At 68.5% G+C, this 19,017-nt stretch carries 22 protein-coding genes and 1 pseudogene; 20 read left to right on the top strand and 3 right to left on the bottom strand.

Annotation, left to right across the window (positions count from 1 at the left end; genetic code table 11):
* The 3 genes from gspL to ABY44_RS32750 form a co-directional block, all read left to right on the top strand.
* On the top strand, window positions 1-561 hold a 561-nt coding region (gspL, locus tag ABY44_RS32760; protein ID WP_431643316.1), incomplete at its 5' end, for a type II secretion system protein GspL.
* Entirely contained in the window at window positions 558-1,064 is a 507-nt protein-coding gene (gene gspM, locus ABY44_RS32755) for a type II secretion system protein GspM (RefSeq protein ID WP_021162223.1), read from the top strand. The genes gspL and gspM, both read left to right, overlap by 4 nt.
* A gap of 31 nt (window positions 1,065-1,095) precedes the next feature.
* Window positions 1,096-1,884: a type II secretion system protein N gene (locus ABY44_RS32750; protein WP_027788743.1), complete on the top strand. Its 789-nt coding sequence runs from the start codon at window positions 1,096-1,098 to the stop codon at window positions 1,882-1,884.
* 22 nt (window positions 1,885-1,906) lie between these two features.
* On the opposite strand, the gene ABY44_RS32745 is transcribed toward ABY44_RS32750, so the two are convergent.
* Together ABY44_RS32745 and ABY44_RS32740 are read right to left on the bottom strand one after the other, a co-directional pair.
* A complete protein-coding gene (locus ABY44_RS32745; protein WP_027788744.1) occupies window positions 1,907-3,478 on the bottom strand; it encodes an efflux transporter outer membrane subunit in 1,572 nt (523 codons plus the stop codon).
* A gap of 283 nt (window positions 3,479-3,761) precedes the next feature.
* Window positions 3,762-4,046, bottom strand: a complete 285-nt coding sequence (locus ABY44_RS32740; protein ID WP_048023998.1) for a hypothetical protein — start codon at window positions 4,044-4,046, stop codon at window positions 3,762-3,764.
* Between the two features lie 174 nt (window positions 4,047-4,220).
* Here ABY44_RS32740 and ABY44_RS32735 point away from each other — a divergent pair, with 174 nt between their 5' ends.
* The 3 genes and pseudogenes from ABY44_RS32735 to ABY44_RS32725 all read left to right on the top strand — a co-directional run.
* On the top strand, window positions 4,221-4,712 hold the full coding sequence (locus ABY44_RS32735; protein ID WP_027788745.1) for a MarR family winged helix-turn-helix transcriptional regulator: 492 nt from the start codon (window positions 4,221-4,223) through the stop codon (window positions 4,710-4,712).
* A 177-nt stretch (window positions 4,713-4,889) separates the two neighbouring features.
* Window positions 4,890-6,452 carry a DHA2 family efflux MFS transporter permease subunit gene (locus ABY44_RS32730; RefSeq protein WP_027788746.1) on the top strand — a complete coding sequence of 521 codons (1,563 nt, stop codon included), beginning with the start codon at window positions 4,890-4,892 and terminating at the stop codon, window positions 6,450-6,452.
* Window positions 6,453-6,479: 27 nt separating this feature from the next.
* Window positions 6,480-6,863, top strand: a pseudogene (locus ABY44_RS32725) (type II toxin-antitoxin system VapC family toxin); the annotation flags it as partial.
* Between the two features lie 26 nt (window positions 6,864-6,889).
* Here the strand turns inward: ABY44_RS32725 and ABY44_RS32720 are convergent.
* Window positions 6,890-7,816 (bottom strand): LysR family transcriptional regulator, encoded by a 927-nt coding sequence (locus ABY44_RS32720; protein WP_027788749.1) that lies wholly within the window; start codon window positions 7,814-7,816, stop codon window positions 6,890-6,892.
* Window positions 7,817-7,956: 140 nt separating this feature from the next.
* Here ABY44_RS32720 and ABY44_RS32715 point away from each other — a divergent pair, with 140 nt between their 5' ends.
* The 14 genes from ABY44_RS32715 to ABY44_RS32650 all read left to right on the top strand — a co-directional run bounded on the left by ABY44_RS32715 (window position 7,957) and on the right by ABY44_RS32650 (window position 18,992).
* Window positions 7,957-8,430 (top strand): CidA/LrgA family protein, encoded by a 474-nt coding sequence (locus ABY44_RS32715; RefSeq protein WP_059694491.1) that lies wholly within the window; start codon window positions 7,957-7,959, stop codon window positions 8,428-8,430.
* A 13-nt stretch (window positions 8,431-8,443) separates the two neighbouring features.
* Window positions 8,444-9,166: an LrgB family protein gene (locus ABY44_RS32710; protein WP_027788751.1), complete on the top strand. Its 723-nt coding sequence runs from the start codon at window positions 8,444-8,446 to the stop codon at window positions 9,164-9,166.
* Window positions 9,167-9,366: 200 nt separating this feature from the next.
* Entirely contained in the window at window positions 9,367-9,903 is a 537-nt protein-coding gene (fliL, locus tag ABY44_RS32705; RefSeq protein WP_049097223.1) for a flagellar basal body-associated protein FliL, read from the top strand.
* A gap of 22 nt (window positions 9,904-9,925) precedes the next feature.
* Complete coding sequence (fliM, locus tag ABY44_RS32700) at window positions 9,926-10,924, top strand: flagellar motor switch protein FliM (protein WP_059687930.1); 999 nt, start codon at window positions 9,926-9,928, stop codon at window positions 10,922-10,924.
* Window positions 10,917-11,408, top strand: coding sequence for a flagellar motor switch protein FliN (gene fliN, locus ABY44_RS32695; RefSeq protein WP_021162235.1), 492 nt, complete (start codon window positions 10,917-10,919; stop codon window positions 11,406-11,408). Before fliM ends, fliN begins: the two co-directional genes overlap by 8 nt.
* Window positions 11,405-11,962 (top strand): flagellar biosynthetic protein FliO, encoded by a 558-nt coding sequence (fliO, locus tag ABY44_RS32690; protein ID WP_060174941.1) that lies wholly within the window; start codon window positions 11,405-11,407, stop codon window positions 11,960-11,962. Before fliN ends, fliO begins: the two co-directional genes overlap by 4 nt.
* Before the next feature lie 36 nt (window positions 11,963-11,998).
* Complete coding sequence (gene fliP, locus ABY44_RS32685; protein WP_027788754.1) at window positions 11,999-12,760, top strand: flagellar type III secretion system pore protein FliP; 762 nt, start codon at window positions 11,999-12,001, stop codon at window positions 12,758-12,760.
* Window positions 12,761-12,779: 19 nt separating this feature from the next.
* A complete protein-coding gene (fliQ, locus tag ABY44_RS32680) occupies window positions 12,780-13,052 on the top strand; it encodes a flagellar biosynthesis protein FliQ (RefSeq protein WP_021162238.1) in 273 nt (90 codons plus the stop codon).
* 25 nt (window positions 13,053-13,077) lie between these two features.
* Window positions 13,078-13,860, top strand: coding sequence for a flagellar biosynthetic protein FliR (gene fliR, locus ABY44_RS32675; RefSeq protein WP_060174940.1), 783 nt, complete (start codon window positions 13,078-13,080; stop codon window positions 13,858-13,860).
* A gap of 166 nt (window positions 13,861-14,026) precedes the next feature.
* The gene (locus ABY44_RS32670) at window positions 14,027-15,031 is read left to right on the top strand and encodes an ABC transporter substrate-binding protein (protein WP_060084498.1); all 1,005 of its coding nucleotides are present in this window, start codon (window positions 14,027-14,029) and stop codon (window positions 15,029-15,031) included.
* Between the two features lie 121 nt (window positions 15,032-15,152).
* The gene (locus tag ABY44_RS32665; protein ID WP_027788757.1) at window positions 15,153-15,950 is read left to right on the top strand and encodes an ABC transporter ATP-binding protein; all 798 of its coding nucleotides are present in this window, start codon (window positions 15,153-15,155) and stop codon (window positions 15,948-15,950) included.
* Between the two features lie 38 nt (window positions 15,951-15,988).
* Window positions 15,989-16,846 (top strand): ABC transporter permease, encoded by an 858-nt coding sequence (locus ABY44_RS32660; protein ID WP_088611334.1) that lies wholly within the window; start codon window positions 15,989-15,991, stop codon window positions 16,844-16,846.
* A gap of 88 nt (window positions 16,847-16,934) precedes the next feature.
* Window positions 16,935-18,302, top strand: coding sequence for a sensor histidine kinase (locus ABY44_RS32655; RefSeq protein WP_060175014.1), 1,368 nt, complete (start codon window positions 16,935-16,937; stop codon window positions 18,300-18,302).
* A 12-nt stretch (window positions 18,303-18,314) separates the two neighbouring features.
* A complete protein-coding gene (locus ABY44_RS32650; RefSeq protein WP_060174939.1) occupies window positions 18,315-18,992 on the top strand; it encodes a response regulator in 678 nt (225 codons plus the stop codon).
* Window positions 18,993-19,017: the final 25 nt, after the last annotated feature.

The following is a 19,017-nucleotide window of genomic DNA, read 5'->3' as shown; positions in this document are numbered from 1 at the left end:
GGTGCCGCGCCGCTGTCGTTCGACGCGTTCGCGCGGCGCGCGCTGACCGAGAAGTTCGACCTGTGCCAGTTCGAATTCGAATCGCAGCCGTGGCGCTTCGACCGCGCGACGGTGAAGCGCCTGCGCGTGCCGCTCGCACTCGCCGCGGCGACGCTCGGCGTGGCGGTGATCGGGATGAACCTGCACTGGTGGAAGCTGTCGCGCGAGCGCGATGCGCTGTCGGCACAGATCACCGAAACGCTGCTGTCCGCATTCCCGAAGACGACGACGGTGCTCGATCCGCCCGCGCAGATGCAGCGCCAGCTCGACCAGTTGCGCGTGGCGGCCGGCGAGCTGTCGCCGAACGATTTCCTCGCGCTGTCGAGCGGGCTGTCGCGATCGATGGGTGCGCTGCCGCTGAACGGCATCGCGTCGCTCGACTATCACGACCGGCGGCTCGACGTCGGCTTCAAGCCGGAGGTCAAGGTCGATCCCGATTTCACGCAGCGCCTCGCGCGTAACGGACTGTCCGGCGAAGTCGACAGCAACACGGGCAAATGGACGATCCGGAGCCGCTCATGAAGACGGAACAACTGAACCAGACGCTGGCCCAGTTCTGGGGCGAGCGCTCGCCGCGCGAAAAAATGCTGCTCGGCTGGGGCGGCGCCGTGCTGGCGGTCGCGATCGCGTATTCGGTGCTGTGGTCGCCCGCGCAGGAAGGCCGCGCGCGGATCCAGCGCGAGCTGCCGACGATGCGCCGCGAGCTTGCGCAGATGACCGCGCAGGCGAACGAGGCGAAGTCGCTGGCGGCCGCCGCGCAAGGCGTGGCACCGACCGGCCTCGCGCTGAAGGATGCGCTGACCGCGTCGCTGTCCGATCACGGGATGCAGGGTGCGCAGGTGCAGATCGTCGGCAACGGCGTGCAGATCCAGATGAAGAACGTGTCGTTCCCGGCGTGGACGCAGTGGCTCGACGATGCGCGCCGGCAGTTCAAGGTGCAGGTCGGCGAGGCGCATGCCACCGCGCTGAAGGACGACGGCCAGGTCGACCTGACGGCCGTGATGCAACCGTCTACGCAGAAATGACGCAGTGGATGACGCAAGTGGCGGTCGGCCGATGAGGCCGGGGATGAAGCGGCTCGCCACCGCATTGCCGTGGGTACTGGCGGGCGGACTGGCGACGGCGGTGACGCTCGTCGCGCTCGCGCCGGCCGCGTGGATCGCGCCGCAGTTCGCGCGCGCGACCGGCGGGCACGTGAATCTCGTCGATCCGGACGGGTCGCTGTGGCACGGTTCGGGCACGCTGATGCTCGCGCCGGGGGCCGACCAGAGCGCGGCGACGCTGCTGCCGGGCCGGGTCGAATGGACCACGGGCTTCTGGCCGCTCCTGACCGGGCGCGTGCAGATGCGCATGCGGCAGACCGAGGCGATGCCGGATGCGGTCACGCTCGATGCGACGTGGCGCGGCGCGGTGTTGTCGGCGGGCACGATGGCCGTGCCGGCGTCGCTGCTCGCGGGGCTCGGCACGCCGTTCAACACGCTCGACCTGCAAGGCGACGTGCGGCTCGGCTGGAGCGACTGGCGCCTGATCGGCAACAACGCGTTCGGCCAGCTGACGGTGACGATCGACTCGATGAGTTCGCGCATCTCGCGCGTGAAGCCGCTCGGTTCGTACCGCGCGGTGCTGCAGGCGAAGGGGGCCGGCGCCGATCTCGACCTGTCGACGACGCAGGGCCCGCTGTTTCTCGACGGCCACGGCAACTTCGGCCCCGGCCAGGGATCGTTCCGCGGCACCGCGCATTCGGCGCCCGAGCAGCAGGCGAACCTCGCCGGGCTCCTGAACCTGCTCGGCCACCCGATCGGGAACAACGAGGTTTCGCTGATCTTCGGCGACGCGCAGCGCTGACGCGCGCGTCGCCCTTTCCTTCCTACTTCTGCGCGAGCGGCGCGGCGACCGACGGTGCGGTGGCCGCCGGCGCGGCCGCACCGGACGCCGGCACGGGTGCGGGCGCGGCCATGTCGCCGTTCTCGCGCGCCATCTCCGCGACGTTCCACCCGCCGCCGAGCGCCTTCACGAGCCCGACCGACGACACCATCCGCTGCCCGGCGATCGTCGCGAGCTTCTGCTGCGCGGTGAACGCGGTGGTCTGCGCGGTCAGCACGTTCAGGTAGGCGACCGTGCCGGCCTTGTACTGGTTCGTGACGATCGCGAGCGCGTGCTCGGCGCTGTCGACGGCCTGCCGCTGCACGTCGATTTCCTGCGCGAGGATGCGTTGCGACGCGAGGTTGTCCTCGACGTCCTGGAATGCGGTGAGCACCGCGAGGCGGTATGCGGCGACGTCCTGGTCGTAGGTTGCACGCGCGGCGTCGGTCTGCGCGGCGCGCAGCCCTGCGTCGAACAGCGTGGCCGCGAGCTGCGGGCCGACCGTCCAGAAGCGGGCCGGCAGCGTGAACAGCTGCGACCACACCGAGCTCTGGACGCCGCCGGTGGCCGACAGCGTGAGGGTCGGGAAGAACGCCGAGATCGCGACGCCGATCTGCTCGTTCGCGGCCGCCGCACGGCGCTCGGCCGCCGCGATGTCGGGCCGGCGCTCGAGGATCGCGGACGGCACGTCGACCGGCGTGATCGGCGGCTCGGCTGCGAGCGGATTCGGCGGCAGCGAGAAGGTCGACGCCGGTTCGCCGATCAGCGTCGCGATCGCATGCTCGTACTGCGCGCGTGCGACGCCATTATCGATCGACGCCGCCTGCGCGCTCTGCAGTTGCGTCTGCGCCTGGATCACGTCCGCGCGCGCGGCGACGCCCTGCGCGTACTGGTTCTGCGTGAGCGTCAGCGACCGCTGGTACGACTTCACGGTGTCGTCGAGCAGCTTCTGCAGCGCATCGGACGTGCGCAGCTGGTAATAGGTTTGCGCGAGCAGCGCCTGCTGCGACAGCCGCGCGTTCGCGAGATCGGCCGCGGCGGCCGCTTCGCCGGCGCGCTGCGCGCTGACGGTACGGCTCACCTTGCCCCACAGGTCGGGTTCCCAGCTCGCGTCGAGGCCGACGCTGTAGCTGTTGTTGATCGAACCGGACGAACCGCTGCCGAAACCCGACGACGAACCCGACGATATCGACGTGCGCGGCGTGCGGGCGCGCGAGCCCGACGCGGTCAGCCCGACGGTCGGGAAATACGCGGCACGCGCCTCGGTGACGAGCGCGCGCGCCTGCCGGTAAGCGGCCGCCGATTGCGCGATGGTCTGGTTCGAGGCGTTGAGCTTGCCGATCAGCGCATCGAGCTGCGGATCGTTGTAGACCGTCCACCACGGGCCGCGATCGGTGCGGTCGGCGGGTTGCGCGACCTTCCAGCCGGCCGGCGCTTCCTTGTATGCGGCGGGGATCGACGTGTCGGGCCGGTGATAGTCGGGCCCGACGGCGCAGCCGGCGAGCAGCACGGCCGTCGCGACGGCGACGGCGGCGCTCAGCGGGCGAAGGGCGCGCGGGAGGGAGGCGTACGGCATGGTGATATTCCTGTCTGGGCGCGACGTCCGGCGAGCGGCGTCGCGCGATGCGGTCGTCGTGCCGCTGGCGGACAAATGGTAACTGACGGCGGGATAGCTGCGCAGCCCAAAGGGTACGGTGCGCGGCGACAGGAATGTGTTACCGGCGCGAGCGGCCGGTTTACCGGCCATTACGGCTCGCTGGCCGGAAGACGGGCGGGCGATGCCGGCCGTGCGGAGCGCGGCCGGGGTTCGGACGGAACCCGGACGAAACAGTCAGGAAGACAGGCGGGAGGGCGCGCCGTCAGTGGCAGCGCGCGGGCAGCGGGAGCGGTTCGGCGGCGGGCCGCCATGTCGACGGCTCCGTCGCGGCCGGCTGGCCCGTGCGGCGCGCACCGTCTTTCGCGTTGCGCTGCCGGCGATGATCGAACCATGCCACCCCGAGCGCCGCGAGCGAGCCGCCCGGCACCACCAGCATCGTCACGTACAGCGCGATCTTCCAGCCGCGGTGCGGCCCGGAAAACACATGGTGAGCGGTATCGGTCAGGTTGCGGCGCAGCGCGCCGGCGGCATTTTTCAGGAACAGCATCGCGAACATCCTCGGGTGCCCGGCAGCGCGGGCGAATCGGTCAGAACATAGTCTCCGGCAGTGCAACATGCACGTCGTAACTGGTAGTCTCGAATAATATTGACTAAGCAATCAATTTTCAAGATACTGGGCGCGTCCAAATCCGAAACGCACTATTGCTGCGCGCGCAATCGCATGACCGGCGGCCTCTACGATCCCGAGAACATCACGCTGGAAACGAGCCTCGGCTATTACCTGTCGAAGGCGAAGCAGGCGCTCGTCGAGCGGATGGATCGCGCGCTCGAGCCGCTCGACCTCACCGCGCAGCAGATCGGCGTGATCCTGCTGCTGGCGCGCGGTTATGCGCGTACACCGTTCGAGCTGTCCCGCAAGATGTCGTACGACAGCGGCTCGATGACCCGAATGCTCGACCGGCTCGAACGCAAGGGGCTGATTGCCCGTTCGCGCAGCGAGCAGGACCGCCGGATGATCGAGCTGACGCTGACCGAACGCGGCGCCGAAGCCGCCCGTGCGCTGCCGTCGCTGATCGCGACCGCGCTCAACGCGCAGCTCGATGGTTTCTCGGCCGACGAGCTTGCGACGCTCACCGGCCTGCTGCAACGCTTCATCGCCAACGGGCCCGGCACGGCCGGCTGCCCGAAACCCGACGACGAAGCGGACTGCTGATGTGCGCGGAGGCCCCATGTCTAGGTTAAGCGTTCGCTTATTTATCTGTCTGGGCAGAAGATGACAGGGCACGCGCTCCCCTTTTCCCTTTATCCGTTCCACCCGGCCGGGCTGCGCTGCGGCGCACACCCGTGCGTTGTGCCGGCGCGTCGCGCGCGCCGCGTCTAGGAGATTTCGATGTCCGCCACCACGGCATCCGCCGCCTCCCCCGCCGCCGAACCCGCACCGCTGTCCGGCGGCGCACTCGCGCTGCTCACCGTCGGGCTGGCGCTCGGCACCTTCATGGAAGTGCTCGACACGTCGATCGCGAACGTCGCGGTGCCGACCATCTCGGGCAGCCTCGGCGTCGCGACGAGCGAAGGCACCTGGGTGATCTCGTCGTACTCGGTCGCGTCCGCGATCGCGGTGCCGCTTACCGGCTGGCTCGCGCGGCGCGTCGGCGAGGTGCGGCTGTTCACGCTGTCGGTGCTCGCGTTCACGATCGCGTCGGCGCTGTGCGGCCTCGCGACCAACTTCGAGACGCTGATCGCGTTCCGGCTGCTGCAGGGCCTCGTGTCGGGGCCGATGGTGCCGCTGTCGCAGACGATCCTGATGCGCAGCTACCCGCCCGCGAAGCGCGGGCTCGCACTCGGGTTATGGGCGATGACGGTGATCGTCGCGCCGATTTTCGGCCCGCTGCTGGGCGGCTGGATCAGCGACAACTACACGTGGCCGTGGATCTTCTACATCAACCTGCCGATCGGCATCTTCTCGGCGACCTGCGCGTATTTCCTGCTGCGCGGCCGCGAGACGAAGACGACGAAGCAGCGGATCGACGCGATCGGCCTCGCGCTGCTCGTGATCGGCGTGTCGTGCCTGCAGATGATGCTCGACCTCGGCAAGGACCGCGACTGGTTCAACTCGACGTTCATCGTCGCACTCGCGCTGATCGCGGTCGTGTCGCTCGCGTTCATGCTCGTGTGGGAGGCGACCGAGAAGGAGCCGGTGGTCGACCTGTCGCTCTTCAAGGACCGCAACTTCGCGCTCGGCGCGCTGATCATCTCGTTCGGCTTCATGGCGTTCTTCGGCTCGGTCGTGATCTTCCCGCTGTGGCTGCAGACGGTGATGGGCTACACGGCGGGCAAGGCCGGCCTCGCGACCGCGCCGGTCGGGCTGCTCGCGCTCGTGCTGTCGCCGCTGATCGGCCGCAACATGCACCGGCTCGACCTGCGGATGGTCGCGAGCTTCGCGTTCATCGTATTCGCCGGCGTGTCGATCTGGAACTCGACGTTTACGCTCGACGTGCCGTTCAACCATGTGATCCTGCCGCGTCTCGTGCAGGGGATCGGCGTGGCGTGCTTCTTCGTGCCGATGACGACGATCACGCTGTCGAGCATCTCCGACGAGCGGCTCGCGAGCGCGTCGGGGCTGTCGAACTTCCTGCGCACGCTGTCGGGCGCGATCGGCACCGCGGCCAGTTCGACGTTCTGGGAGAACGACGCGATCTACCACCACGCGCGGCTGTCGGAATCGGTGAGCGTGTATGCGCAGAGCACGACCGACTACCAGGGCGCGCTGTCGCAGCTCGGCATCGTCGGCCAGACGGCCAACGCGCAGCTCAACCAGCTCGTCACGCAGCAGGGCTTCATGATGGCGACCAACGACTTCTTCCTGCTGTCCGCCTTCATGTTCGGCGCGCTCGCGGCGCTCGTGTGGATCACGAAGCCGAGGAAGGGGGCGGGGCCGGCGATGGGGCATTGAAATCGGCAAGCGGTTCGAGGGTGACGCATGAAGTTGCTGCTCGATACACGCCTGCTTCTTCGGGCGGCAGCCGGTGCGGCCGAGCTGCCCGCCCGCGCCGGTGCGCTCATCGAGGATCCCGCCTGTACACCGCATTTCAGCGTCGCGAGCCTCTGGGAGATCGTCACCAAGCGTGGCCTGGATCGCGACGATTTCCAGGTGGATCCAAACGTGCTCCGTCGCAATCTCCTCGATGTCGGCTACGTGGAATTGCCGATCACGAGCGCACACGCACTTGCAGTCGAACAACTGCCGTCGATCCATCGAAATCCGTTTGACCGTCTCCTGGTCGCGCAGGCGATCTCGGAAGGCATTACGCTGCTTACGCACGACCCTGCCGTCGCCCGCTATCCGGGCCCGATCAGGCACGTCCGAGTGCGCCGGGCATCGCCCGGCCGTCACGCCCTCGCCCGCAACCCGCCGAACGCCAGATCGTCGCCGGGCGCGATGGGCAGCGTCGCCCGCGCGACGTCGAGCCACGCGCGCGCCGCGTGCGACAGATACCCCTTCTTCAGCCAGCCGAGCGCGATCGCCCACGTGATTTCCGGCTCGACGATCGGCCGGCACGTGAACTGGCCCGCGTCGAGCCGCCGGCAATACGGCTCGGGCAGCAGCGCGATGCCGACCCCCGCATGCACGAGCGCGGCCATGAAATCCCAGTGGCCGCTGCGGCTCACGATCGACGGCGTGAAGCCGGCCTGCCGGCACGCGTCCAGCACCGCGTCGTGCAGCGCGAGGCTTTCCGCGTAGAACACGAACGACTCGCGCGCGAGATCCGCGAGCGGCACGGCCGCGTGATCCTCCCAGCGCGACTCGCGCGGCGCGACGAGCCACAACGGCGCACGCACCATCGGCAGCCGCTCGAAGGTGCCGGGATCCACCGGCTCCAGCAGCCCGCCGAGTTCCAGTTCACCGGACGTCAGCGCGGCCTCGATCATCCGCGCGCCCTGCTCGAACAGCTTCAGCTCGATGTTCGGGTAGCGCTGCTTGTACGCGGCGATGATCGGCGTGAACAGCGAGCCGCCGAGCGGCGGGATGCCGATCGTCAGCTCGCCGCGCCCGAGCGTGCCGAGATCGTTCAGCTCCGACTGCAGCTGCGCCTGCGCGGCGAGCACGTCCTGGCCGCGCTGGAACACGATCCGCCCGGCGTCGGTCAGCACCATCTGCCGGCCGTCCCGCAGCAGCAGCGGCGAACCGATCTCGTCCTCCAGCGCCTTCACCATCTTGCTGATGGTCGGCTGGGTCACGAACAGCCTGTCGGCGGCCGCCGTGAAGCTCTGCTGGCGAACCACCTCGACGAAGTACCGCAGTGCGCGCAATTCCATCGATCACTCCCCAGATTGGTGCAACAAACTCAATCAGAATTCCGAATTGGAATGATAAGGATAGAGACAAGTCATTTTATTTATGGTTAGGGGAAACCCTATACTCCTCCCATCGACGCAATATCTGTATGGAGCCTGCCATGACCAAGACGACCGCTACCGCCGCCCGCCCCGCCGCTTCGGGCAGCATCGCGCACACGGGCCGGATCGTGCTGCAGGCCGCCGCGCTCGGCGTGCTGTGGATGGCGGTCGACTGGGCCGTGCGCAGGATCGGGCTGCCGATTCCGTCCGGCGTGATCGGCCTCGCGGTGCTCCTCGTGCTGCTGTTCTCGGGCCGCGTCGCGCCCGCGTGGGTGAAGGACGGCGCGAACTGGCTGCTGTCCGACATGCTGCTGTTCTTCGTGCCGGCCGCCGTCGCGGCCGTGCAGTACGGCGGGTTGTTCCGCGAGGACGGCTGGCGCATCGCGCTGGTGATGCTCGCCGGCACCGCGTTCGTGATGGTCGCGGTGGCCGTCGCGGTCGACCTCGCCGCAAAGCTCGAGCGCCGGCTCGCCGCGCAGCGCGTGTTCGCCGAACGCCGCCGCGCGCGCCTCGCCACCGTGTCCGCCCACTGAGCCGGAGCCTGCCATGTTGCCGCTGCTGTCGAGCCTGTCCGTCGACCAGGTGAATACCGCGATCTCCGTCGGCTGCTTCGTGCTGACGGTCGCGCTGTATTTCGCGTCGAAGCGGCTCTACGCGTACAGGAAGACACTGCTGTTCTCGCCGCTCGTGTTCGTGCCGGGCGTGCTGGTGCTGCTCGTGCTGCTGACCGGCATCCCGTATTCGGTCTACTTCCGCGACACGCGCTGGCTGATGTGGCTGCTCGGCCCGGCGACGATCGCGTTCGCGGTGCCGATTTACGACTATCGCGACCTGATCCGCCGCCACTGGCTGTCGCTGTCGGTCGGCGTCGCGGTCGGGATCGGCGCGGGCGTGTGCGGCTCGCTGCTGCTCGCGAAGCTGCTGCACCTGTCGCCCGAGCTGCAGCGCTCGCTGATGACGCGCTCGGTCTCGACCCCGTTCGCGCTCGCCGTCTCCGACAAGATCCATGCGCCGAAGGACCTCACCGCCCTCTTCGTGATCGCGACCGGCATCTGCGGGATGCTGCTCGGCGAGATCGTGCTCGCGCTGGTGCCGATGCGCACGCGGCTCGCGCGCGGTGCGCTGTTCGGCGCGGCCGCCCACGGCGTGGGCACCGCGAAGGCACGCGAGATCGGCAGCGAGGAAGGCGTCGTGTCGAGCCTCACGATGATGATCGCGGGCGTCGCGATGGTGCTGATCGCGCCGCTGCTGTCGCTGTTGCCGATCTGACGTTGTCCGGGCGGGCGCCACGGCTCGCCCTCCCCACCGCCCCTCGCCTTTCCCGCCTGACGGAGCGCCGGCCCGCCGCCCCCGGCCGGTTTCCCCCGCCGTTCCTGCCCTGCATCGAGCCGCGCCGGCCGACAATCGGCTGAGATAGCCGCAAATCCCCCCTCTTTTCCGCCCATCAGGCTCGGCCCGGATGCCGAACAATGCATGCTACGAGACATCACGCACGCATCCACATGGCCTCCACGACCGCAAACCCGACCGCCGACAAGCCGGCTTCATCCGGCAAGTTCAAGCGCATCGCGCTCATCGCCGTCATCGCGCTGGGCGCGGCGGCCGCCGCAGCCGGCGGCATGTACGTGTTCCTGAGCAAGGAAGGCGTCGGCCATGCGAGCGCGCCCGCCGAGCCGGCGCCCCTCGCCGCGCCGGTGTTCTTCCCGCTCGACCCGCTGACCGTGAACCTGCAGTCCGACGACGGCGCGCAGCACTACCTGCGTGTCGGCCTGTCGCTGAAGCTCACCGACCCGAAGGCGCAGGAGCAGCTGACCGCGCGGATGCCGGAGATCCGCAGCCGGATCCTGCTCGCGCTGTCGAACAAGCATCCCGAGGATCTGGCGACGCCGGACGGCAAACGTTCGCTCGCGAAGGAACTGCGGGAACTGATCGAACAGCCGACGCAGCCGGGCAACCAGCGCGCGAAGGTCGACGACGTGCTGTTCACCGAATTCGTCGTCCAGTAACGCGGCCGCGAAAGGAGCGCGTATGGGCCACCAGGAGTTCATGTCCCAGGAGGAGGTCGATGCCCTCCTCAAGGGCGTCACGGGCGAAACCGATTCAGTCGACGAGCAGCGCGACACGTCGGGCGTCCGCCCCTACAACATCGCGACGCAGGAGCGGATCGTCCGCGGCCGGATGCCCGGCCTCGAGATCATCAACGACCGCTTCGCGCGCCTGTTGCGGATCGGCATCTTCAACTTCATGCGGCGCACGGCGGAAATCTCCGTCAGCCAGGTGAAGGTGCAGAAGTACAGCGAGTTCACCCGCAACCTGCCGATCCCGACGAACCTGAACCTCGTGCACGTGAAGCCGCTGCGCGGCACGTCGCTGTTCGTGTTCGACCCGAACCTCGTGTTCTTCGTCGTCGACAACCTGTTCGGCGGCGACGGGCGCTTCCACACGCGCGTCGAGGGCCGCGATTTCACGGCCACCGAGCAGCGGATCATCGGCAAGCTGTTGAACCTGGTGTTCGAGCACTACACGACCGCGTGGAAGAGCGTGCGGCCGCTGCAGTTCGAATTCGTGCGCTCGGAGATGCACACGCAGTTCGCGAACGTCGCGACGCCGAACGAGATCGTGATCGTCACGCAGTTCTCGATCGAGTTCGGGCCGACGGGCGGCACGCTGCACATCTGCATGCCGTACTCGATGGTCGAGCCGATCCGCGACGTGCTCGCATCGCCGATCCAGGGCGAGGCGCTCGAAGTCGACCGCCGCTGGGTGCGCGTGCTGTCGCAGCAGGTGCAGGCCGCCGAGGTCGAGCTGACCGCGAATCTCGCCGAGATCTCGTCGACCTTCGAGAAGATCCTGAACCTGCGCGCGGGCGACGTGCTGCCGCTGGAGATCGAGGACACGATCACCGCGAAGGTCGACGGCGTGCCGGTGATGGAATGCGGCTACGGAATTTTCAATGGTCAATATGCGTTGCGCGTGCAGAAGATGATCAGCGCGGGCGACTCGATGAAGGAAGGTGGATATGAGTGAGCTGAACCAGACGCCCGAGGACGACGCGCAAGCGATGGCCGACGCGGCCCTCGCGGCCTCGGCCGCCGCCGCGCAGGCGGCGCCGGCCGCAGCGGAGGAAGATCCGGGCATGGACGACTGGGCCGCCGCGCTCGCCGAGCAGAACCAGCAGCCGGTGCAGCCGGGCGCGACGGGCGCCGGCGTGTTCCAGCCGCTGTCGAAGGCCGCGGCCAGCTCGACGCACAACGACATCGAGATGATCCTCGACATCCCGGTCAAGATGACCGTGGAGCTCGGCCGCACGAAGATCGCGATCCGCAACCTGCTGCAGCTCGCGCAGGGTTCGGTCGTCGAGCTGGACGGCATGGCCGGCGAGCCGATGGACGTGCTCGTGAACGGCTGCCTGATCGCGCAGGGCGAGGTGGTGGTCGTCAACGACAAGTTCGGCATCCGCCTGACCGACATCATCACGCCGGCCGAACGCATCCGGAAGCTGAATCGATGAACGTGGCGAAGCCCGGCCGCCGTGCGCGCGTCGCGAGCGCGGTGGCGGCTGTCGCGGCCATCGCGGCGTCGCTCGCGTGCGCACCGGCCGGTGCCGCCGACATGAACGCGGTGAACAACGCCGGGGCGATCGCATCGAGCGTGACCGTCGGTTCGGCTGCGCCGACACTGGGCATCGGCGCGGTGCTGCAGACCCTCGTCGGGCTCGCGGTCGTGATCGGTCTCGTGTTCGCGTGCGCGTGGCTCGCGCGCCGCTTCGGCTTCCAGCACGTGCGCCGCGGCGGCCCGCTGAAGGTCGTGTCGAGCGTCGCGGTGGGCGCCAAGGAAAGCGCGACGATCGTCGAGATCGGCGACACCTGGCTCGTGCTCGGCGTCGCGCCGGGCAACGTGCGGCTGCTGCATGCGCTGCCGGCCGGTACGGCGACCGCCTCGACCGGCGCACCTTCCGGCGCCGCACCGTCCGAAGGCGGCCTGCCCGGCACGTTCGGCTCGCGGTTTCGCGACGCGCTCGCGGGCGAAGCCGCGAAGCGCCTCGGTCGCGGCAAGGACCGCTGACATGGCGCCGCGCCCTCTTTCCGACCCCGCATTTCGATGAAACACGCATTCCTGCATCGCGCGGCGCGCTTCGCGCCCGTGCTGATCCTCTGCCTCGCCCCCGCGCTCGCGTGCGCGCAGGCGAACGGCCTGCCCGCGTTCAACGCGAGCCCGGGCCCGCACGGCGGCACCACCTATTCGCTGAGCGTGCAGACGATGCTGCTGCTCACGATGCTGTCGTTCCTGCCGGCGATGCTGCTGATGATGACGAGCTTCACGCGCATCATCATCGTGCTGTCGCTGCTGCGCCAGGCGCTCGGCACCGCGACGACGCCGCCGAACCAGGTGCTCGTCGGCCTCGCGATGTTCCTCACCTTCTTCGTGATGTCGCCGGTGCTCGACCGGGCCTACAACGACGGCTACAAGCCGTTTTCCGACGGCTCGATGCCGATGGAGCAGGCCGTGCAGCGCGGCGTCGCGCCGTTCAAGACCTTCATGCTGAAGCAGACCCGCGAGACCGATCTCGCGCTGTTCGCGAAGATCTCGAAGGCCGCGCCGATGCAGGGCCCGGAAGACGTGCCGCTGTCGCTGCTGGTGCCCGCGTTCGTCACGAGCGAGCTGAAGACCGGTTTCCAGATCGGCTTCACGGTCTTCATCCCGTTCCTGATCATCGACATGGTCGTCGCGAGCGTGCTGATGTCGATGGGGATGATGATGGTGTCGCCGTCCACCGTGTCGCTGCCGTTCAAGCTGATGCTGTTCGTGCTGGTCGACGGCTGGCAGCTGCTGATCGGCTCGCTCGCGCAGAGCTTCACGTAAGCCGCGGAGGAAACGCACGATGACGCCCGAACAGGTGATGACCCTCGCGCACCAGGCCATGATGGTCGGCCTGCTGCTCTCCGCCCCGCTGCTGCTGGTCGCGCTCGCGGTCGGCCTCGTCGTGAGCCTGTTCCAGGCCGCGACGCAGATCAACGAAGCGACGCTGTCGTTCATCCCGAAGCTGCTCGCGGTGGCCGCGACGCTCGTGATCGCCGGTCCGTGGATGATGACGACGATGCTCGACTACCTGCGGCAGACGCTGCTGCACGTCGCGACGCTCGGCGTCGGCTGAGCCGCGCGCGCACGATCCGGCGGCGATGTTCTCGGTTACCTACGCGCAGCTCAACGGCTGGCTCACGGCGTTCCTGTGGCCGTTCGTGCGGATGCTCGCGCTCGTCGCGACCGCGCCCGTCGTGGGCCACGCATCGGTGCCCGCGCGCGTGAAGATCGGCCTGGCCGCGTTCATGGCGCTGGTCGTCGCGCCGACGCTCGGCGCGATGCCGGACGTCACCGTGTTTTCCGCGCAGGGCATCTGGATCCTCGTCACGCAGTTCCTGATCGGCGTCGCGATGGGCTTCACGATGCAGATCGTGTTCGCGGCCGTCGAGGCGGCCGGCGACTTCATCGGGTTGTCGATGGGGCTCGGCTTCGCCACCTTCTTCGATCCGCACACGAGCGGCGCGACGCCCGTGATGGGCCGCTTCCTGAACGCGGTCGCGATGCTCGCATTCCTCGCGGTGGACGGCCACCTGCAGGTGTTCGCCGCGCTCACCGCGTCGTTCCAGTCGCTGCCGGTGTCGGCCGACCTGCTGCACGCGCCCGGCTGGCGCACGCTCGCCGCGTTCGGCACGACGGTATTCGAGATGGGGCTGCTGCTCTCCCTGCCGGTGGTCGCGGCGCTCCTGATCACGAACCTCGCGCTCGGCATCCTGAACCGCGCGGCACCGCAGATCGGCGTGTTCCAGATCGGCTTTCCCGTCACGATGCTCGTCGGGCTGTTGCTCGTGCAGCTGATGGTGCCGAACCTCGTGCCGTTCGTGTCGCACCTGTTCGACATGGGGATCGATGCGATGGGGCGCGTGCTGACCGGCTGGCGCTGAGCGCATCCCGCCCCCGTTGGCTGCCTGTTCCGGCCCCCCGTTGCTGGAAAACCCCTAAAGGTTCCACCGTCCCGCGAAAGGTTGCGGAAGGTTTCACGTCCCTATACTCGTCGCAACGATGCAGCAAGCATCGCGCCTGACGAATACAACGAACGGAGACAACCCGATGCGACCCATCCTGCGCACCCTCGCCGTGGCAGCCAGCCTGAGCTGCGCGCTTGCCGCCCACCCCGCCCTCGCCGATGACGGCGGCAAGATCACGATCATGGTCGGCGGGATCGCGAAGCTCATCTACCTGCCCGCGCGGCTCACGCAGGAACTCGGCTACTTCAAGGACGAAGGGCTCGACGTCGAGCTGCTGTCGCAGCCGGCCGGCGTCGACGCGGAAAACGAGTTGCTCGCGGGCGCGGTGCAGGGCGTCGTCGGCTTCTACGACCACACGATCGACCTGCAGAGCAAGGGCAAGGACGTGAAGGCGATCGCCGTGTTCGGCCAGGTGCCGGGCGAAGTCGAGATGGTGTCGACCAAGGCCGCGCCGACCTTCAAGTCGATGGCCGATTCGAAGGGCAAGACGCTCGGCGTGACGGGCCTCGGCTCGTCGACCAGCTTCCTCACGCAATATCTCGCGCTGCAGCACGGCGTGCCGTCGACGCAGTACACGATGCTGCCGGTCGGCGCCGACGCGAGCTTCATCGCCGCGATCAAGCAGGGCCGCATCGACGCCGGCATGACGACCGAGCCGACGGTATCCGCGCTCGAGAAGATGGGCGACGCGAAGGTGCTGGTCGACCTGCGCACGCTGGAAGGCACGCGCGCGGCGCTCGGCGGCACCTATCCGGCTGCGAGCCTGTACGTGCAGTCGGCCTGGGCCGATTCGCACAAGGCGCAGGCGACCAGGCTGGCGCATGCGTTCGCGAAGACGATGCAGTTCATCCACACGCACAGCGCCGAGGAAATCGCCGCGAAGATGCCGGCCGACTATCAGAAGGACAAGGCGCTGTACGTGAGCGCGCTGAAGGCGTCGCTGCCGATGTACACCGCCGACGGCAGGATGCCGGCCGACGGCCCGGCCACCGTGCTGAAGGTGTTGTCGGCGTTCAACCCGTCGGTGAAGGGCAAGCATATCGACCTGGCGCGCACCTACACGAACGATTTCGTGAACGCGAAGTGATCGATCCCGATAGCGGCGCGGGCGGCGGCGATCCCGCCGCCTTGCGCGCCCCGTTCCGGCCCGGTTGACCGGCCCGGCGTCGCCACGGTGCGGCGCCCTCCTCACCCGCAGGACTAATGCGATGAACCAGGCAGTCTCCCCGAGCACACCGGCGATCGAGTTTCGCAACGTGTCGTGCCGCTTCATTTCGCCGGAAGGCAAGGCCACCGTCGCGCTGCGCGACTTCAGCATGAGCGTCGCGCGCGGCGAGTTCATCGCGATCGTCGGGCCGACCGGGTGCGGCAAGTCGACGACGCTTAACCTGATCACCGGGCTGCTCAAGCCCGCGTCGGGCGAAGTGCGCGTGATGGGCCGCCCGGTCGACGGGATCGACCCGCGCATCGGCTTCGTGTTCCAGGCCGACGCGGTGTTCCCGTGGCGCAACGTGATCGACAACGTCGCGGCGGGCCCGCTGTTTCGCGGCCGCTCGAAGGACGTCGCGTATGCGCAGGCCGAGGAATGGATCCGCAAGGTCGGCCTCGACAAGTTCACGAAGCACTACCCGCACCAGCTCTCCGGCGGGATGAGGAAGCGCGTCGCGCTCGCGCAGACCTTCATCAACCAGCCGGAAATCCTGCTGATGGACGAGCCGTTCTCCGCGCTCGACATGCAGACGCGCACGCTGATGCAGGACGAGCTGCTGCAGCTCTGGTCCGCGAACAAGGGCTCGGTCGTGTTCGTCACGCACGACCTCGAGGAGGCGATCGCGCTCGCCGACCGCGTGTTCGTGCTGACCGCGCGCCCCGCGACGCTCAAGCGCGTGTACGAGATCGACCTGCCGCGCCCGCGCGTCACGTCGGAGATCCGCTACGACACGCGCTTCATCGAAATTTCCAAGGACATCTGGCACGACCTGCGCGAAGAAGTGCAGATCGGCTGACGCATACGCCGCACGGCAAGGACAGCAAGGACAGGAGCATGACCGACATGACGCTTCCCCCCACCGCCATCCCGGCGAAGTCGCTCGACGACGAGTCGCGCGCCGCGCAAACCCGGCTGCGCCGCCGCCGGCAACTGATCATCGGCCTGCGGATCGCGGTGCTCGTCGTCGTGCTCGGCGGCTGGGAACTCGCCGCGCGGCTCAAGTGGATCGACCCGTTCTTCTTCTCGCAGCCGACGCTGATCTTCGCGCAGATCCAGGACTGGTTCGTCAACGGCACGTCGCAAGGGCCGCTGCTCACGCAGGTGTGGGTGACGCTCGAGGAAACCACGATCGGCTTCCTGATCGGCTCGGTGGCCGGCGTGATCTGCGGGATCGTGCTCGGCCGCAACAAGCTGATGGCCGACGTGTTCGGCCTGTACATCCAGATCGCGAACTCGATCCCGCGCGTCGTGCTCGGCTCGATCTTCGTGATCGCGCTCGGCCTCGGGATGGCGTCGAAGATCGCGCTGGCCGTCGTGATGGTGTTCTTCGTCGTGTTCGGCAACGCGTTCCAGGGCGTGCGCGAAGCCGACCGCTACCTGATCGCGAACGCGCAGATCCTCGGCGCGTCGCGCCGGCAGATCACGACGTCGGTCGTGATCCCGTCCGCGCTCTCGTGGATTCTCGCGAGCCTGCACGTGAGCTTCGGTTTCGCGCTGGTCGGCGCGGTCGTCGGCGAATTCCTGGGTTCCAAGCAGGGCATCGGTTTGCTAATCTCCACCGCCCAAGGCGCGTTCAACGCGAGCGGCGTGTTCGCGGCGATGATCGTGCTGGCCGTGGTCGCGCTGGCCGCCGACTACCTGCTGACCTGGCTCGAGAAGCGGCTGCTGAAGTGGCGGCCCGCGGCGTTCTGAACGCCGCCGGCGCACGCCTGACATGACACTTCCGACCGCGCCGGCGCTCCCGGCGCGGTTCGGCATTCCGGAAAAGGAGCGCAACAGGATGGCGCACAGCCTGCGCGGGCGATTGCTGTGGTGGCTGCTGCTGCCGCTCGCGGTGTTCGTACTGATCGCGGGCGCGATGTCGTACGACACCGCGCGGACCACGGCCGCGCTCGTGCAGGACAGCGCGCTCGTCGCATCCGCGCGCACGATCGGCGAGGACGTCGAATGGCGCAACGGGCTGCCGGTCGCCGACGTGCCGCCGGCCGCGCTGGAGATCTTCGAATCGCCGTCGCGCGATTCGGTGTTCTACAAGGTGATCGACGGGCACGGCCGCCTGCTCGCGGGCACGCCGGCACTCGACGTGCCCGCGCAGCACGGCGTCGAGCCGACGCTGTACGACACGTCGCTCGACGGCGTGCCGCTGCGCGCGGTGGCCTACGATCGCCAGCTGTACGACGAAGGGCAGGTCGAGACGGTCACGGTGGTCGTCGCGAAGACGACGCGCTCGCATCGCGCGATGGTCGCCACGATCTGGCGGCCGCAGCTCGTGCGCCTGTCGCTGATGCTGATGCTCGCGATGGGGCTCGTGTACCTCGGCCTCACCTTCGAGATGCGCCCGCTGATGAAGCTGAAGGACGACGTGGCCGACCGCGGGCCGATGGAGCTGGAGCCGATCCGCCCCGAGCGGCTGCAGAACGAGCTGCGGCCGATCGTCGATGCGATCAACCAGTGCATCGCGCGGCTGAACATGCACACGGCCACGCAGCGCCGCTTCATCGCGGATGCCGCACACCAGTTGCGCACGCCGATCGCGGTGCTCGACACGCAGATCCAGTACGCGCAGCGGCGCGGGCACGACGATCCGGAACTCGCGTCGGTGCTCGACAGCATGCAGCGCAGCAGCCGCAAGATGGCCGACGTGACCGACAAGCTGCTGTTGCTCGCGCATGCGGAGGCCACGCCGTCGACGCTGCTGACCCAGCGCGTCGATCTCGCGGCCGTCGTATCGAGCGTGCTCGAGGAAACGATCGTGCTCGCGCAGCGGCGCCATATCGATCTCGGCGCCGATCTCGGCGAGCGGCTCGACGTCGCGGGCAGCGACAGCCTGCTGACCGCGCTGGTGATGAACCTCGTCGACAACGCGGTGCGCTACACGCAGCCCGGCGGCTGCGTGACGGTGGCCGCACGCCGCGACGGTGACGCGATCGTGCTCGACGTGATCGACAACGGCCCCGGCATCCCGGCCGAAGCGCGGCCGCACGTGTTCAAGCGGTTCTACCGCGTGTCGGCCGACACCGAAGGCTCGGGCCTCGGGCTCGCGATCGTCCGTGAAATCGCGCAGGCGCACGGCGGCAGCGCGTCGCTCGCGCCGGGGGCCGGCAATCGCGGTATCGTCGTGACCGTGCGGCTGCCCGCCTACGCCTGAAGAGAAGTCGCCATGAAACTCCTGCTGGTCGAAGACAACGCCGAACTCGCGCACTGGATCGTGAACCTGCTGCGCGGCGAGGACTTCGCGGTCGATTCCGTCGGCGACGGCGAGCGCGCCGACACGGTGCTGAAGACCGAACGCTACGACGCGGTGCTGCTCGACATGCGCCTGCCGGGCATCAGCGGCAAGGAAGTGCTCGCGCGGCTGCGCCGCCGCAACGACAACGTGCCGGTGCTGATGCTGACCGCGCACGGCTCGGTCGACGACAAGGTCGACTGTTTCGGCGCAGGCGCCGACGACTACGTCGTGAAGCCGTTCGAATCGCGCGAACTGGTCGCACGGATTCGCGCGCTGATCCGCCGGCAGGCCGGCGTCGGCACGACGCAGCTCGTGTGCGGCGATCTCGTCTATGCATTCGGCACGCGCGAATTCCGCTGCGGCGAAACGGTGCTCACGCTGCGCCGCCGCGAGCACGCGATCCTCGAGACGCTGATGCTGCAGCAGAACAAGACGGTATCGAAGGCGCGGCTGATGGACAGCGTGTTCGCGCTCGACGACGAGCCGAGCGCCGACGCGATCGACATCTATATTCACCGGCTGCGCAAGCATCTCGCGGGCAGCACGGCCGAGATCATCACGCTGCGCGGGCTGGGTTACATCCTGCGCATGAAGAGCGCGCACGACTGACGGGCACGCACCCGCCGCACCGGAC

It is taken from the genome of Burkholderia sp. ZZQ-2 (genome assembly GCF_050768715.1).
Lineage (GTDB): Bacteria > Pseudomonadota > Gammaproteobacteria > Burkholderiales > Burkholderiaceae > Burkholderia > Burkholderia cepacia.
This window is presented reverse-complemented; position numbering and strand designations above follow the sequence as displayed.